The sequence below is a fragment of the Desulfofundulus thermobenzoicus genome, from assembly GCF_009428905.1.
Lineage (GTDB): Bacteria > Bacillota > Desulfotomaculia > Desulfotomaculales > Desulfovirgulaceae > Desulfofundulus_A > Desulfofundulus_A thermobenzoicus.
In genome coordinates this window covers 12,036-27,988 of record NZ_WHYR01000052.1, presented here as the reverse complement: position 1 = coordinate 27,988, position 15,953 = coordinate 12,036, and the positions used below count along the sequence as shown (strand labels likewise).

Below are 15,953 nucleotides of genomic sequence, written 5' to 3'. Positions count from 1 at the left end.
GTGCCCCGCCGGTCACTCAATTGTACCACACGCGGGGACCCCGGCCGTCAAGACTTCCCTGACGGCGCCACTTTGATTAAGGTTAACCTCAAGGGCTCACCAGGAACATGTCAATAAGGGGAGCAGTAATTATTCTCGTTATGTCAACCCCTTGACAACTTAACTCAGCTTATAAAACCCTTCAACACCCAAAGTTATACGCCCCCTCCTCGTGCGGCGATGGCCGGAGATTGGCCGCCTTCGCTTCCGGCCGAACCGTGCCCGCGGCAAAACTGCGGCAGGACAGGCCCAGACCCACCAGCATCCAGAACAGCTTGATCTGGAAGAAGTCGCTGTAAACAAGTGTCAGCAGGGCAAGGACCGCCAATAGCCGCGCGGTTATGGCAATGCCCTGGGCCAACGGGGGTAGCGATAGTCCTTTAACCCGTGCTGTGCGTCTGGCCAGGCGCCACAGCACCCAAACTGCCGCCGCCGTACCGAGAAGCCCCGTCTCGGCCAGCCGGGTAAAAAGAAAACTGTGGGCGTCAATTTCCGAATTGCCGACCAGGCCGTAGGCCACGCATAGCGAATAGTACGTTTCAGGGATAAAAGGGACCCATAATTGACCAAAACCACCTGGGCCAATCCCGGCCCAGGGATGCGCGGCGAAGATGTTAAGCGCCGATCCCCACTGACCCAATCGCGTGTAAAGCGTATCCAGGCTGCGGTTCTCAAGATAGACCAAATAGGGACCAAGTTTTGGTAGTAAAAGGATGATGCCCGCAGCGCCGCTGACCGCCACAACGCCCAAGAACCGCAAAAAACGTTTGGGTCGACGGTGGATGAAGGCCTCCAGAATCGCTAAAACCAATAAAGCCACCAGGAGCGAAAACCATAGTTCGCGCACTTGGGTTAACAGAAAACCGAAGGTGAAGAATATACCAGCGACAGCCCATAAGAGCCTGTGTTTTAGTTCGGTGTATGTAACAAACTGGACCATCGCAAAAAGCAACAGCATAAACATATACCAGCCCAAGTCATTGCCCAGGGTGCCGGTAACCCGGCGGAAATCCTCCATCCGCGCCGCCTGGTAAGCGGCTAGAGCAACTTCGAAGAGGCCAACGCCTATGAGCGTACCGACGAGGAGACGGAGGGTTTTTTCACCACGTCCATAGTTCACTGTAAGATAGAAGAGAAGAACCCACTCAACCAACTGAACGGTTTTAACCAGCGCCCGACCATGGTCAAAAGCAAAAACTGCCGAAAGGATGTAAGCGCCTGCGAGAACCCCAAAAGCGAGTTCGAGGCCGGTCCTTGGAAATGTGAGCCTTTCACTGGCGATTGATCTGAATATCCAGGCTAAGGTCAGAGCAACGATGGCAGCATCTGCCAAAATGACATAGACACCCGCGATCTGGGGGCGGGGCTGGAGGAAAAAATTCGCTCCCAATGTTATGGTGAGGGCGTAGGCCGGCCTCACCAGGGCGAGCAAAAAGACGACTGTTCCGCACACCAGAAGCAGGATCAATTCCTTATCCATATCTGTCAACCCTTTCACGTGAGCGAGGTAAACGATACTGAATCCTGCGGCTGTAAAACCGGTATTGCGGGGCACGCCGTGCCCTCTAACCGGATGGAAACCTTCATCAGCTTCCGGAAGGGAAAGGCCGCCACATCAAACTTCGGGCCCCTGGCCGCCCAATCCTTTACTCGCATCGGCGCGTCAATATCCTCCACCACCGCACATTCTCTCTTGTCGTGTTGAAGGTCAATACTTCCTTTAGGAACGGGAAACAATGAATCGCAAAGATTCGCCAGCGTGGCAAAGAGTTCATGCAGTTGGACGAGCCTATCTTTAGTACCAATGTGGCGGCTAATCTTAATGCTTGCCGCGTTAACAGCACTTTCCAGCTCCCGAACAAGCTATAAGTTCTTGCAAGCGTTTTATTTAAAAGCCACCTTAGGTGGGAAGAAGATGGTTTTCCAACCAGGGTTAGCAATTTTTCTTTTAACTGAAATCCGGATGGAGCTACCGCTTCACCAAAAGGATAACTGTTGCTCAAATCCCAGAAACGATCAAAGCCTCCCCCAAAACCTGTCGCGGGCGAAACCAGAGCGTTGCAGGAAATACCCTCCGTGTAATATCCTGTCTGGCGGAGAATTTCCGGTATCGTCAACAGGTTATCGTCAATGTAAAGATTTCCCCAAGGGCACCCGTGCTCCGAAGACAATTCGTTTATCTGGAATCAATAAGCCCCCCGCCTGGCCAGCACTACTCCCACCGTGCGGATGAGCAGGGTTATATCCAGCCACAGGGACCAGTTGCGGACGTACCAGGACTCCAGGCGGACACGCTCCGGGTAGTCGATGTCGTTGCGGCCGCTCACCTGCCAGAGTCCGGTGATGCCCGGACGCACCAGGTAAAAGTCGTCTATGTACGGCCCGAAGCGCAAAATTTCTTTCCTGACTATGGGCCGCGGCCCCACCAGGCTCATTTCGCCCTTGAGGACGTTGAAGATCTGCGGCAGCTCATCCAGGCTTGTCCTCCGCAGGAACCTGCCCACCCTGGTTATGCGGGGGTCGTTTTTGAGCTTGAAGTCGCGCTCCCACTCGGCCCGCAGGGCGGGGTCCTTGCGCAGCATTTCCTGCAGGACGGCCTCGGCGTTGACCACCATCGTCCTGAACTTGTAGCACTTAAACTCCCTCCCGCCCCGGCCGATGCGCCGGTGGGCGAAGATTACCGGCCCGGGAGAGTCTATCTTGATGGCCAGGGCAATGGCGGCCATGAGGGGCAGGGCCAGAAGCAGGATGATTGTCCCCACCGCCAGGTCGAAGGCGCGTTTGATAAACATGTTCCAGGGGCTGGCCAGGTTGTTTTTAATGCGCAGGGACAGGGCCTGCTCATCGAAGAAATAATCCGTTTCCACGCCCATGACGGGTACCCCGAACAGGTCCGGGATGACCGTCACCGAGGCGGCGGAGCGCTGCAGCCGGTTGATCAGGCCCACCAGGGCCTTCGGGTCCATGCCCGGGGCGGCCACGATGAGGTGGCACACACCGGTTTGAACCATGACTCTATCGCTGTCCCGGAAGCCCCCCAGTACCGGCAAACGGGTGCCGTTCACCTGCACGCCCCGGGCGCCCTTGGCCGGGTCGTCGTCCAGGAAGCCGGCGATGCGGTAACCCAGGTATTTGTCCCGCAACAGGGCCTGCGCCACCAGTTCGCCCGTTTTACCGGCGGCCAGGATGAGCACGGGCAGCGCCCACAGGCCCAGGCGCGCCAGGACGCCCTTGGCCGCCAGGCGCCCCAGGGGCAGGAGGAAAAGCCCGCCCGCATAGCCCAGCACCAGCACGGTGCGGGAGAACTCGCCGCTCATCTTGCCCAGGGATACGGCGGCCAGCACCAGCAGAAAGGCCAGGGTGAGTGCTTTCACCAGCCTTTTCACCTCCCGCCAGAAGGGCAGCCGCCGGGTGTACAGGCCTTCGTAGGCCAGGCAGAGGACGGCGATGATCGGAACCCAGGAAAGTTTCTCCACCATGGACGGGGGGACACCCGGCGGGAAAACCGGAAGAAGCACGGGCAGAATATGTATGCGGATCAAAACAGCCAGGGTCAGGGATACGGCCAGGGCGCACAGGTCTGAGACGACCAGGGCTGCCGCGGCAACCCCGCGCAAATACCCCTGCCTTCCCACCGGCATGGGAAGGGTAGCCGCGTCCCAACGGGGCAATCTCCCTTCTAGAGCCAGATTCCGGGACGTTTCAGCCACTGTATGCTGCCACTCCCTTTCAGGCCGCCTGGGGAGCCGGCAGGCTGCACTGCAGCATAACCGGCCCGGTAAAAACGGGCAGGCCGCCTTATTTGTACAGCGGCCGGTTGCGCCACCGGCTCGCCACCGCCCAGGCGCCCAGGTACGGGCGGCGGTTCAAGGCCTCCGCTCAATTAAACATATAATCATAATCTTTTTTTCGACGCAATGGCCGGTCGATCCTTCCAGCAGAACCTTAATTTTCTCTTAAATTTTGGTTGATTTTTTCTAAACACATATCCACTTCGTTCCCCATAGTTTATATTCGAAAAAACACTTGCAAATCCTTCCTGAAAACACGAAATATTTCCTGTGTTTCCAATGCTTTTATCCTATCTGACGGGGTTCCCGTCTAAAATTTAACCTTTTCTTCCTCTTCCTTCCGGCGGTAATAGTAGTAATAATGGTAGTCCCGGGCGGGCATTTTCACCTGGTTTAAGACCACGCCGATGATGCGGGCGCCGGCCTTGGCCAGCTGCTCCTTTGCTTCCCGGGCGATTTCCACCCGGGTGGCGGCGGCCCGGATCACCAGGAGCACCCCGTTCACCTGGGCGGCCAGCAGGGCGGCGTCGGTGACGGCCAGCACCGGGGGCGAGTCCACAATCACGTAGTCGAAGCGTTCCAGCAGGGCCGGCCAGAGGGCGCGCACCTTCTCCGAACCCAGGAGTTCCGCCGGGTTGGGCGGTATGGGGCCGCTGGTGAGCACGGATAGATTGTCCACCAGGCCGTTGTGGGAGACGGCCACAGGGTCCAGGTCCTGCAATAGGCAGTTGGTTATGCCCCGGTGGTTTTCCACCTGAAAATTTCTGTGCTGTGTGGGCTTGCGCAGGTCGCAGTCCACCAGGATCACCCGGTGGCCCGCCTGGGCCAGCACCACGGCTAAGTTGGCCGCCGTGGTGGACTTGCCGTCCTCCGGGCCGGCGCTGGTCACCATGATGGAACGACAGGGTTGATCCAGGGCGGCAAACCCCAGGTTTGTCCGCAGGGTGCGGTAGGCCTCGGCGGCGGCCGATTTCGGGTGCTTTGAGGCTATGAGAGGGGGCGCGTAGCCGTTATTCTTGAACATTTATCTAGCCTCCATAGGATGGGTTCCTGCCGGTGCGGGGGGTGACCTGGGGGATGACCCCCACCACCGGCAGTTCCAGATGTTTCGATACATCCTCCGGTGTTTTGATGGTATAATCCAGGTGCTCCAGGACAAAGGCCAGGGCGGTGGACGCCAGCAGGCCCAGAACCAGGGCTACGGCGATATTCAGCTTTTTATTTGGTTTTATGGGGCGGGAGGGGACCCCCGCATCCGAAACCACCACCACGCTGGTGTCGCCCAGGTTTACGGATTTGGCGATCTGGGTTTCGGTGGTCTTCTGGGCCAGTGTCTCCACTGTCTGCTTGAGCCGGTCCACTTCGCTCTGCAGTTTATCCTGCTGTAACTTTTTGCCCGTCAGTTCCGCCTGCAACTTGTCCAGTTCCTGCCGCAGCCCGTCCACCACGCCCTGCAGGCCCTGTACCTGGGCGCTCTTTTCCGCCAGGGCGGCCTTTTTCTCACCCAGCTTCTGGGCCAGGGCCGTATATACCGGGTTCAGGTCCTGCATGGTAACGGTTTTCCCGGTAGCCGGATCCTCTTTTTCCACCGCAACCATTTTCGGTGTGGAGCTTAGTTCGCCCTCCAGGGAACTTACCCCGGCGGTGAGCTGGTCCAGTTCCACGCCGGCCATTTTCAGCTGGGATTCGTAACCGGCCAGGTCTTCCGATTTCTTCTTGAATTCCTGTTCCAGGACGGCCACGCCCCGGGGCTGGGCCTGGAACTTTTTCAGCTCTTCAACGGCATTCTGGAGTTCCTTCTCGGTGGCGGCGCGCTGATCTTTCAGGAAGGTTACCGAGCGGGACATTTGCTCCTGGTTCTTTTCAGATAGAAGTTTCAGGTATTCTTCGTTGAGGGCGTTGGCGATGCGGGCGGCCAGCTGTGGGTCCCGGTTCTGCACCCGCACGTCGATCAGGTTGGAATCCTTTACCACCGTGGCCTTGATCTGGCCGGAAAGGGTGCGGGGAGTGTACAGGTCCGGGTCCAGCTTTAATTTATCAATGACCCGCTGGAGCAACACTTCGCTTTTCAGCTGGCCCAGGTAGGTGTTCATGGTCAGGATGGGCAGGCGGGACATGGCCCCCACCACTCCCTCCAGGCCCCCCTGGGGGTTCTGGACAACGGGCTGCTTGTCCGTGGCCATGGTGACCAAAAGCAGCGTCTGGGCCTCGTAAACCGGGGGCAGCACGAAAAAGCTCAATATGGCGGAGGTGAACACGGCCAGCAGCGTGCCCAGGGCGATGACCTTGCGCCACTTCTGTAACACTTTCACGTACTGCCGCAGGTCGATGACTTCCTCCTCGATGAGGGCGGCGTTCGGGGCTGGACTGGGTTCGGCCAATTTCTTTTTCCCCTTTCTTTATGGCTAAAGAGACAAGGACAGGACTTCCCTATAGATTTTATCGGTCTCCGGTTCTTCCTTCCGCAGATTTTCCAGCAGGGCTGCGGCCTTTTGCCCCTGCCCCTGCCGGGTGTAAAGGGCGGCCAGCCACAGGCGGGCCTCCCGGCCGGCGGCTTCCTTATCCCGGGCGGCTTCTTCCAGGTAAGCCGCGGCACCGGGCAGGTCCCCCATGATGTAGGCGGCCTGGCCGGCGCTCAAGATGAGGGGCGGTGTGGGTCTGGGTATGGCCGCCGGCAGTTGCCCGGGCATCTGCGCCGCTTCGGCCAGGTACCGGCGGGCCGGATCCTTTTCCCCCCGCTGCAGGTGGTAGCGGGCCGCATCCAGCCTGGCCCGGGCCAGAACTTCGTAATGGACTGCCTGCAGGGGATCGGCCGCCACCAGGGCGGCGGCCTCCTGCACCATCAGGTCGTATTCCCGTAAAAGGCTGTATATGTTCACCAGGGTGGCCCGCACCCGGGTGTTGTAGGGCTCGGCCCCGGCCGCTTCCCGGGCGTATTTGATGGCCCGGTAGCGGGCTGTAGCATCGTCTCTGGCCGCCGCCTGCACCGCCCAGATCTGGGCCAGGTCGGCGGCGTAGGAGGCCGTGAAGGGGTCAAGGCGGTGGGCCTGTTCATAGCGACCCTTTGCCTGCTCCATATCTTTGGCCAGGAGTGCCCGGGCACCTTCGGCTCCGGCCACCCCGGCGGCATGAAAGGCGCGGGCCGGGTAGATCACCGCGGCGGCGGCCAGGGTGCCGGCCATGGCGGCCAGGATGAGCCGCCGGGCTGTGGAACTGGGCCGGGCAGGGGCATCCCGCCCGGCCAGGCCCTTCCGGCCTCCGGCCGGTGAGCCCGGGCCGTCCGGGATACTCCGGAAGAACCGGGAAAAGATAACCTTTATCCAGGCGGCCCGGTTCCGGTTGCCGCCTCCGGTGAATGCCGCAGGGCGGTCCGGCGGAACACCCTCCGGCCCGCCGTGCCCTGCCTGCGCCCGCCGCTCCGGTTCCCCGGCCATCCCCCGCACCGCCCCGAACAGGGCAAAAAGGAAGATTCCCAGGGCGGCCAGCGACAGGTCGAAGTCAAAGGCGCTGTGCACGCCCAGAGTGAGGGCGGCCACCGCCGCCGTCCAGGTGGAAACGGCGGGGCCTTCGCCGCTCTCACGCCGCTTGAGTCGCACGAGCAGCCGGATGAAACCCGCCCAGGCGGCCAGCAGGGCGGCAAGGCCGAGGGTACCCGCCTCCACCCAGGTCTGGAAGAGGTGGCTGTGGGTCTCGGTGGACCAGTAAAGATGGGATGCGTAGCGGTGGTACAGGGCGTTCCAGCCGCCCCCGCCCGCCCCGGTGACGGGGTGGTCCCGCACGATGCGCAGGGCGTCCCGGTAATATTCCAGCCGCTGCCGGAAGCTGGGGTCGTAGGCCGAGATGGTTTCCGCCCGGGAGATTACTTTGCCCGGGAGGATCTGGGCCGCCGCCACGGGATAGGCGGCCGCCGCGTACCAGAGGTAAACGGCCAGGACCAGGCCGCAGTAGGCCAGCCCCCCCACGGCTACTAAACGGCGGGTGGCCTCCGCCACCTCATCCCGGTTCAGCCACAGGGCCAGAAAGTGGTAGGCGGCCTGAAGCAAGAAGGCAGCGGCCAGGCCGGCCAGCAGGTATTTCAGCAAAGCAGCGCCCTGGGCCACCGGCAGATGGGCATAGAAAAACCGGGCGGTGACCAGGCCGCATCCCAGGAAGATGAACAGATGATAGGCCGCCCGCCAGCGCAGACCCCGGGGAATCAGGGCGACCAGGGCGGCCATGGCCAGGGGGTAAATTATCCACCCGCCCCGGGACTGGGTGCCCAGGATGACCGTTATCAGGACCGTATTTCCCGCTGCATAGATAATTTTCGGCAGCAAAAGCTCTGTCTTGAGACTCAAACCCAGGCCCAGGACGTTTACGGCGGCCAGGTAGACGGCCAGGGCGTTTTTATACTGCAGGGTGGACATGATCACACCGTTTTCAAAGGCGCCCGGAAAGTCGATCACCCGGGCGGCGGCCAATAGACCCACGGCGGCCACTCCCAGACCGGCTATGTACAGGACGTGCAAAAGGCGGTCCATGTCTTTTTCGCCCCGCACGGCCCTGGCGGCCGTCCAGTAGACCATGAAAAAGGCGGCCGCTTTCAGCAGTTCGCTTATGGCCGGGCGCAGGTGTACGGCGGTGATCAGGGACAGGGCATAGGCTGCCACCAGGGCGGCAACGGCGTAATCCAGGGGTGTGCGCAGGAAATAAACTTCCCGCCGCAGCACCTGGTCGTAGACGCAGAAGGCAAAGGCGGCGGCGGTGATCATGAGATACGTGAGCAGTTCCGGCTGGAAGAAGAGGCCCCGCATGAAAGGAGAGGTGAAGAGTACAAAGCCCAGCCCCCCCAGGAAAAAAGGACGCAGGTTCAGATGGAGGATGGGTTGTGGTTTAAGAGATGGACTTGCAGATGTTTTAACTGGTTCGTGCATTTTCGACATTTTCCTTGACCTTCCAGTTCAACTTGTGATTCTCTTCGCCATAGGGATCGATTTTCCTGCTTTTCTGATTAAATTCCTGATAAAAAGCTTCTTTGATTAAAAAACCCCCGCTGCCGTAATGACAGCGGGGGTCTTCACTACTGTTTACTTTTTACAGGCTGCCGGTGGTGGTCAGGAAGCGCTTGACCATGACCACGGCTTCGGCCCGGGTGGCATCGGCTTTCGGCGCGCATTCGTCACCAAGGCGGCCGTTGACGATGCCCGTCTTGACGGCCACAGCCATGGACTGCTTCGCCCAGGAACCGATCTCGCCGGCATCCTTGAAGCGGGACAGCTGCGCCTGCACCTCGGCCTCCGTCAGGGCGGCGGATTTGCCGCTCCTGGCCAGAGCCCGGGTGACCATGGCCGCCACTTCTTCGCGGGTGATCTGGGCGTCGGGCCGGAAGGCACCGTCCGGATAGCCTTTGACCAGGCCCTGGGCCGCGGCGGTTTCCACCGCCCCAGCGTACCAGATGCCGGCCGGTACGTCACTGAACCGCCCGCCGGTGGCTTTCTGCTCGGGTATGTTCAGAGCCCGCAGCAGGAAGGCGGCAAACTGCGCCCGCGTGACGCTGGCATCCGGCGCAAAGGTGGTGGACGTTACGCCGGCGGCGATATGTTTGGCCGCCATCAGCTTCACGTCGTTCACCGCCCAGTGGTTGACCATGTCGGTGAAGTTCTTGTCGTAGGCCATCACCGCATAGGTGGAAAGGCTGGTGCGGGTGACGGACACCTTGTTGGCCGCCCGGTCAACCTTGCCGCCCACATACTCCCAGGTGCCGCCGGTCAGCCTGTAGATACCCAGGTAGTCCGCCGGCACTTTGCCCAGCTTCGTCGGGTCGTAGGGCAGGGTCAGGGTGACGGGCTTCGCCAGGCTGCTGATGCCGCCCTTGTCGACACCGCCGGCCTCGGCCCGGATGGTGATATTAAAGACATCGCCGGCCACCTTGTAGGCCGTATCAACCGGGGCCGCTGCTTCGGTCTTGCCGATGCTGACATTCAGGGTCACGCCCTGGCCCTTGAAGGCCGCCAGATCGATGGCTCCCGGCGGCAGGGTGAGTTGCACATCGGCCACCTTGACCACCGCCGGCTTGCCGGCCTCAAAGACCTTCGCCAGGGTGTCCGCCGTCACGGCCACCGTGCCCTGCTGCGTGGCCTTGTCGGCGGGGATGGTGAATTCCACCTGGGTCACCTGCGGGTTGACCACCAGGGACTCCACCTTTTTGTCGTCCACGGTGAGGGTGGCCTGGCCCTGAGCAGTTGTGGTCACTGTACCGGTGTCGGTGGTAGTGGTGGTCGTCGTGGAAGGAGGCGCTGCTCCGCCGCCGCCACCGCCGCCGCCACCGCCGCCGCCGGTTTCAGGTGGCGGGGCCTCCAGGTTCAGGGTGATGGAAGCAAGCTGGTCGTGGTTGCTGCAAATAAGCATTGTATAATTCGACAGGTCGCCCGTAGTCAAACCCGAATCGTAGACCCAGTGGTAGACGAACTGGTAGACATAGTAGACGGTACCGTAGACTTTGCCGTACACAATGTTGTTGATGTTTTGCCCATATACCTCACCCAGCACCTTATCGCCCAGCTTGAGCATGAACATGATGTTATCGAATCTGTCGGGAGTAAGGACCTGGATGGTGAAGTCAACTGCCTTTTTATCCTTGTCTGTTACCAGTTTGGCAGTACCGCCGTTTCCTACCCAGCTGCCGCTTTTGTCCTTGACAATGGCGGCGGGCTTGGAGGTATCGCCGCCCTGCCAGGTAAGATTTGGGTCAAAGGTCGGAGCTGCCCCCGCCGGAGCCGGGTTGGCCACCCCGAAAGTCAGGGTCGCCAGGAAGGCCAGGAACACCACCAGGGCGATGTTCCCCAGGAGGGTGCGGTTCTGGTATAACTTGCCCATTTACCTGTTCACCTCCTTTCCCGGCAGAATACGGGGAAAGCCTGCCTTCAGAAAGGTAGAATTTCCCTCGTTTAATTTTATCATCAGTTAAATAAGAATTGCAAGAGAAATTTTGTAAAGTGCGGCTACCTCCAGGATAACGGAAAAATCATTACCGGATCCCCCGGAGGGGTATGGTGCATTTTGAACCGGCCTGCCCTGGAAATTAAATTTTTCAAGATGGTCTTACTGAACGGACCTGCCCGGTTCCTCTTCTCTGCAGGACCGGGGCCTGCAGCCAGCTGGCGGGACCACCGGCCGGGTGGCCGCCCCGGCCGGTGCCGCTCTGCTTACGTACCACCACCGCCTCCGCCACCACCGCCGCCGCCGGCCTGGAAGGGCATCTGCCGGGCACCCGGCCTGGCGCCCTCCACGCTTTCAATCTTCTTCACTTCACCCTGGATCTGCACCTCTACCGTTTTTCCATCCCGGGTGGTAATGCGCAAGGTGGTACGGGGTTTTTGCTGACTGCCGCCGGTCTGTCCGGCCTGGTTGGCCTGCCCGCCCTGCTGGTCCCCCTGCACCTGGTCGCCGCCCTGATCACCGCCTTGCTGGCCACCCTGATCCCCCTGTCCCTGGTCACCACCCGGGCTGCCGCCACCCTGATCCTGCCCGCCGCCGGACTTACGCTCCAGCTCCTTTCCCCACCGCTCCTGCAGCAGGAAAGAGTTGGCCTGGCTGATTAAACGCACGGGAACGATGCGTGCCGGAATGCTGTAATCCCCGCTGGTCACCCGGGTGTCGTACTGCCAGTGCCCCGTTTTGGCCAGGCCCACCGCCGCATCCAGGGCATACTGGCCCAGCAGGTCGGGGCGGTTATCCACTTCCCCGTCATGTTCCCCCGCCACCAGTGCCCGGGATACCTCCTTGCTGGCCCCCACACCCACGGTAAGCACCCGGTTGTTTAAACCGGCCGCCTTCAGCACTTCCACCGCCGGTACGATCAGGTGGCTGTCTGCAGCCAGGATCACGTCTATCTGGTTGTTCAGCTTAGCCAGCGCCCGCTGCACGGCCGGGGAAACCGTGGATGGGTCATTCCCCGGCTGGTCCACTTCCGCCACCACCTGCACCCGGGGGTTACCCTTTAATGCCTCCCGGGCCGCGGAGGCGATAATCCGGGCCGCACTATCCCGGGGATCTCCGGCCAGAATCATTACATTCAGGGGACGGCGGGCCGGCAGCTGCAATCCCGGCGGGACCACAGGGGAAACCTGCCGCCCCTGGCCTGGAGACTGGCCACCCTGGCCCTGATCCTGACCTGCGGATTGGCCGCCCTGTCCCTGTGCGCCGCCGCCGGAGGGGCCGCCGGCCGTTGCACCCGGACCGGGACCACCGCCGGCGGCCTGTTTCAAAGCCTCTTCCACAAACCGCGCCTGAAGCTCCCCGGCCCGCTGGTGATCCGAAGCCACATAGGCGTCCACCGGGGTATTGGGGGGCAGGCTTTCCAGGGCCACCACCTTGATGTTGTTCCGGGCCAGCTGCCGGACCATCCCCGGGGCGGCGGCGGGGTCCACGGGCTGCAGGATTACGGCCCTGATACCCTGACCGGCCAGCTGCTGCAGTTGTTTCTGCTGTTCAGCGGCTTTGTTTTTGGCGTCCAGCCAGGTGATATCCACCTGCTCCTGTTTCTTCCGCCCGTCCATCACCTGCTTGATGATTTGATTGCCGTCCCGCTGCATATCGGCCAGGCTGACGGCAATTTTCACCTGCCGGGCTACGGACTGGTTTTCCCCCCGCTCGGGACAGCCGGCCGTCAGGAGAAGGCTCCCCAGCAGGAAAACCCCCAAAAACCTCTTCCACCCGGCCATCCGGCCCCCCATCCTCAGCCCCCCTTCCGTGCATGTTGTCCGCTTCACATTATTTTAAATTTAAATCTAGTATGTTTACGTTCCGGGGGAATTATCAACCCGGCACCACTTTTATTGCGGACCATGCCGCGGACGGAAGCGGAGCGGGAAGCGCCGGGAACATCACGGGTAAAGGCCATAAATCATCAAAAAAAGCCCTTCTAAAAGGGCGGCACCTTTCATACCAGTAATATGAAAAAATATGGAAGAAGCCCGTGTTGGGTGGTGGGCAACCTAACCCGCAGACCAACGTCTGACGACCGGGGACTTTTGGGGAGGAGGGTACCACTTTATGAAAAATCTATGGTTTTTCCTGCACACCTGGTACCGGCGGGTAAAAAGCAGGTGCGGACCCTTCTTTATCCGGCAGGTACCCTCGGCGGTGGATATTATCGACCAGGCACGTAAGGACTGGCAGGAGGCCAACAGGGAATTTGATCTGGTGGATAGTGAACTTACTGATTATATTATTTTTAAGATCAACACCGCTGAAAGAAGGCTGGTGGCTTTGCTGCAATGGGCCCGGCGCCAGGGAATAACCGCCTGGCCGGCCGGCAGTCTCACACCGGAAGTCAGGGAACAAAGCAATCACCCGGGACCGGCCCCCGAAGCAAGCTGAAGTTTCCACCGGCCTGAAACATGCCGGGCTGGGCTGCCCCACCGGCTAGCAGTGGGGAGAATAATGCTGCGGATCCACCAGTTCCCGGTATTTGGCCACCACCTGCTTGAAGTCTTCCCAGGTGTCCCTTTTTAAATGGGGGTTGCGCAACAGGGCGGCCGGATGGTAGGTGGGCATGATCCACAAACCGTTTTTCTCCACCCAGCGGCCCCGGTCCCGGGTAATGCGCCCCCGGGGGTCCAGGACGGCCTGCAGGGCGGTGGCCCCCAGCAAAACCATGATCCGGGGGCGGATAATCCGCAACTGCGCCTCCAGGTTGGCCCGGCAGGCCGCCCTTTCCTCCTCCGTGGGTATCCTGTTGCCGGGCGGCCGGCACTTTACCGCATTCAATATGTATACGTGTTCAAACCGTCCAAAACCGCAGGCTTCCAGGATTTTATCCAGCAACTGGCCGGCCCTTCCCACAAAGGGGCGCCCCAGGCGGTCTTCATCCGCCCCGGGCCCTTCGCCGCAAAGAACCACCTTTGCCTGCGGGTTGCCTTCCCCGAACACGACCCCCCGGCAGCCCGCCCTCAATCCGCAGCGGGCGCAGGTCCGCACCTTTTCCTCCAGGGCGGCCAGATTGTTAAAAGCCGACAGATCCCACTCTGCATCGAGAAATAAACTCTCCTGTGGCCAGAGCACCCATCTCACCTCACCTGAACCATACCATACTTCCGGTATCTTCCGGCACCTGCCCGGAGTAACCTGCCGCCCGGGGCGGATTGCCGCCTCCTCCTTAACCGGCACGGGAGGGTACCCCCTGCGGATACTCCGTGACATGCAGAAATCGATTGTCAGTGGTATAATTTCTCCTCATCTTGCCAATATCCTGCCGCAAAAAGAAAAAGGCACGGGCACAGAAGAAAGCAGACGCGGCAAAGACCCCCCGCGCCTGCGAAAAAGAAAAAGGAACCCGTTTGCTTAATGGAAATTAAATAGATCGCCTTTATTCTTCCTCTTCCAGAATGATCCGGTGGTCCACCAGGGCCAGTTCGGCGATCTTCGCCCTGATCAGCTTGCGCCGGCCAAAGATATCCTCCAGCATCAACCCCTCTTCGTGGGGCACCACCCGGTCCACCGCTTCCAGGAACAATTCTTCCCGACCGTTTTTACGCAGGTAGGCATTGGCTTCACACATTAATTTCACCCCCCGATTAAAAAAAGGCCGCCGTTGGCTCGCCTTGTTTACGACCTCCGTGGCCTTTTTTTGGTTCACAGCTCACCTTCGCGTGAAAAGATCCGGAGCCATTTTTGCCGCCCGCGCCGGCCTCCCTGGCCGGTCCCGTTCAATACGATTATAGTCCCCGGCGGCCCCGGGTGTCAACGGGCAAATTATGCCCGACCCCCGCATCCGCAAATCCTAAGGGGAGTTTCTTCCCCTGAAGCGGCGCCCCAATTCCATCCACCAGCGGCCCAGGGGACCGGCCGTGGACAGGTCCATAACCTCCTCTTCATTGCCGGAGGGCACGGCTAAAAGGCCGAAGGGCCGGCCTGCGGGACCGGGGAAAGCCACCGTCCGGTGAAAGACCTGCTGCGGCCCGTGCAGGAATTCCACCTCCACCGGCATGCCCGCAGCCGGCAGGAGCATTTGCAGTTCCGCCCGGCTGTTCACCGGCCAGCGGTTGAGGGAGAGAACCACGTCCCCGGAGCGAATGCCGGCCCGCCAGGCCGGGGTGTCGGGAACCACATCCAGTACCCCCACCCCCCTCACCGGTGGAACAAAAAGGGGGGACCGTTGAAATTCAACCCTCTTACCAATGTAAATGACCATTTCGTGGCCAAGGGGGGAAAAAAGGGCGGCCAGCAGGGCAAAGGGACGATGATACTGGGCCAGCACCGCCAGCAGGAGGAGGGTCAGGCTGTAAACCCCCAGAAAAAGGGCCGACAGGCGGCTTTTTTCTCCGGGGCGGCGGGAAACGGCCAGGTCCCCGTAACCCAGGCCGGCCACCACGGGAATCAGGGTGTAAACCAGATCGGCGGGGTTCCCGCTCACCTCCGGCTTTAAAAGGGGCCACCAGTCGGGCATGCTCACCCCCTGCTGCACCGCTGCCGGCCCCACCACCGCCAGGGCCACAATGGGGATGGGCCAGAAACGCTGCAGGGTGAACCCACCCACCACCCGCCCACCCGGGGTTTTAAAATAGGCGGGCACCGCGCCCAGATGGCCGCTGGTCAGGATAAGCATACTTTCCACCATATGCAGAACGGCCACCAGGGCCAGCACCTGGGCAATATTGAGCTCGGGAAAACCAAAAAGCAGTTTGGTCAGCGCCAGCAGGCCGCCGGCATAGGCAAAGCAGAGAAAGCGGGCGTTGATGAGCATGAGCAGGATGGCCACGGGCCACAGGTAAATCAACCCGGAACCGGAAAGGGTCAACCCGATGAACACCATCAGTACGCTGCCCAGCAACCCGCCCAGCAGGCCGTAACCCGCCGCGGCCAGGGTATCCTGCCATACTCCCCCGGCGGGGATACCGAAAAAGTTATGCTTTACCCGGGCCATACGCCGGTACTGCAGGGCCACCAGCAGCACCACCACCCAGAACAGGGGATCCAGAAATACCTGGATCAGGGAAAACAGAATCAGGGGCAATACCTGATTAAAGGGAAACACTTTTTCACCCCATCAGTAACTGCAGCTGCCGACACCCATACCGGAACAACTGGGTTAAAATTGCCGGTGGCCGGTTGACGTTTAAGGCAGGGGCTTATTACCCCGGC

11 protein-coding genes and 1 riboswitch are annotated in these 15,953 nt (G+C 60.7%); of the genes, 1 reads left to right on the top strand and 10 read right to left on the bottom strand.

The window, feature by feature from the left end:
- Positions 1 to 181 precede the first annotated feature (181 nt).
- The 7 genes from GFC01_RS14970 to GFC01_RS14940 form a co-directional block, all read right to left on the bottom strand.
- Positions 182 to 1,519 carry an O-antigen ligase family protein gene (locus GFC01_RS14970; protein WP_152947973.1) on the bottom strand — a complete coding sequence of 446 codons (1,338 nt, stop codon included), beginning with the start codon at positions 1,517 to 1,519 and terminating at the stop codon, positions 182 to 184.
- Between the two features lie 706 nt (positions 1,520 to 2,225).
- Entirely contained in the window at positions 2,226 to 3,749 is a 1,524-nt protein-coding gene (gene wbaP / locus GFC01_RS14965; RefSeq protein ID WP_341474023.1) for an undecaprenyl-phosphate galactose phosphotransferase WbaP, read from the bottom strand.
- A gap of 92 nt (positions 3,750 to 3,841) precedes the next feature.
- Positions 3,842 to 3,925, bottom strand: a riboswitch (cyclic di-GMP riboswitch).
- A 215-nt stretch (positions 3,926 to 4,140) separates the two neighbouring features.
- A complete protein-coding gene (locus GFC01_RS14960; RefSeq protein ID WP_152947972.1) occupies positions 4,141 to 4,854 on the bottom strand; it encodes a CpsD/CapB family tyrosine-protein kinase in 714 nt (237 codons plus the stop codon).
- A 4-nt stretch (positions 4,855 to 4,858) separates the two neighbouring features.
- Positions 4,859 to 6,211 carry a GumC family protein gene (locus GFC01_RS14955; RefSeq protein ID WP_152947971.1) on the bottom strand — a complete coding sequence of 451 codons (1,353 nt, stop codon included), beginning with the start codon at positions 6,209 to 6,211 and terminating at the stop codon, positions 4,859 to 4,861.
- Between the two features lie 24 nt (positions 6,212 to 6,235).
- Complete coding sequence (locus GFC01_RS14950; protein ID WP_152947970.1) at positions 6,236 to 8,743, bottom strand: O-antigen ligase family protein; 2,508 nt, start codon at positions 8,741 to 8,743, stop codon at positions 6,236 to 6,238.
- Between the two features lie 160 nt (positions 8,744 to 8,903).
- Complete coding sequence (locus tag GFC01_RS14945) at positions 8,904 to 10,685, bottom strand: S-layer homology domain-containing protein (protein ID WP_152947969.1); 1,782 nt, start codon at positions 10,683 to 10,685, stop codon at positions 8,904 to 8,906.
- A 329-nt stretch (positions 10,686 to 11,014) separates the two neighbouring features.
- Positions 11,015 to 12,544 (bottom strand): sugar ABC transporter substrate-binding protein, encoded by a 1,530-nt coding sequence (locus GFC01_RS14940; RefSeq protein ID WP_152947968.1) that lies wholly within the window; start codon positions 12,542 to 12,544, stop codon positions 11,015 to 11,017.
- A gap of 319 nt (positions 12,545 to 12,863) precedes the next feature.
- Here GFC01_RS14940 and GFC01_RS14935 point away from each other — a divergent pair, with 319 nt between their 5' ends.
- Positions 12,864 to 13,190: a DUF2508 family protein gene (locus tag GFC01_RS14935; RefSeq protein WP_152947967.1), complete on the top strand. Its 327-nt coding sequence runs from the start codon at positions 12,864 to 12,866 to the stop codon at positions 13,188 to 13,190.
- Positions 13,191 to 13,235: 45 nt separating this feature from the next.
- On the opposite strand, the gene GFC01_RS14930 is transcribed toward GFC01_RS14935, so the two are convergent.
- The 3 genes from GFC01_RS14930 to GFC01_RS14920 all read right to left on the bottom strand — a co-directional run bounded on the left by GFC01_RS14930 (position 13,236) and on the right by GFC01_RS14920 (position 15,846).
- On the bottom strand, positions 13,236 to 13,979 hold the full coding sequence (locus GFC01_RS14930; RefSeq protein WP_423244401.1) for a uracil-DNA glycosylase: 744 nt from the start codon (positions 13,977 to 13,979) through the stop codon (positions 13,236 to 13,238).
- Between the two features lie 199 nt (positions 13,980 to 14,178).
- Entirely contained in the window at positions 14,179 to 14,370 is a 192-nt protein-coding gene (locus GFC01_RS14925; RefSeq protein WP_152947966.1) for a CooT family nickel-binding protein, read from the bottom strand.
- 222 nt (positions 14,371 to 14,592) lie between these two features.
- Positions 14,593 to 15,846 (bottom strand): PDZ domain-containing protein, encoded by a 1,254-nt coding sequence (locus GFC01_RS14920; RefSeq protein WP_341474022.1) that lies wholly within the window; start codon positions 15,844 to 15,846, stop codon positions 14,593 to 14,595.
- Positions 15,847 to 15,953: the final 107 nt, after the last annotated feature.

Coding starts and splice junctions, on each gene's coding strand:
- GFC01_RS14945 (WP_152947969.1), bottom strand. CDS start 10,685: ATGGGCAAGTTATACCAGAACCGCACCCTCCTGGGGAACATCGCCCTG.
- GFC01_RS14960 (WP_152947972.1), bottom strand. CDS start 4,854: ATGTTCAAGAATAACGGCTACGCGCCCCCTCTCATAGCCTCAAAGCAC.
- GFC01_RS14935 (WP_152947967.1), top strand. CDS start 12,864: ATGAAAAATCTATGGTTTTTCCTGCACACCTGGTACCGGCGGGTAAAA.
- GFC01_RS14940 (WP_152947968.1), bottom strand. CDS start 12,544: ATGGGGGGCCGGATGGCCGGGTGGAAGAGGTTTTTGGGGGTTTTCCTG.
- GFC01_RS14970 (WP_152947973.1), bottom strand. CDS start 1,519: ATGGATAAGGAATTGATCCTGCTTCTGGTGTGCGGAACAGTCGTCTTT.
- GFC01_RS14925 (WP_152947966.1), bottom strand. CDS start 14,370: ATGTGTGAAGCCAATGCCTACCTGCGTAAAAACGGTCGGGAAGAATTG.
- GFC01_RS14950 (WP_152947970.1), bottom strand. CDS start 8,743: ATGCACGAACCAGTTAAAACATCTGCAAGTCCATCTCTTAAACCACAA.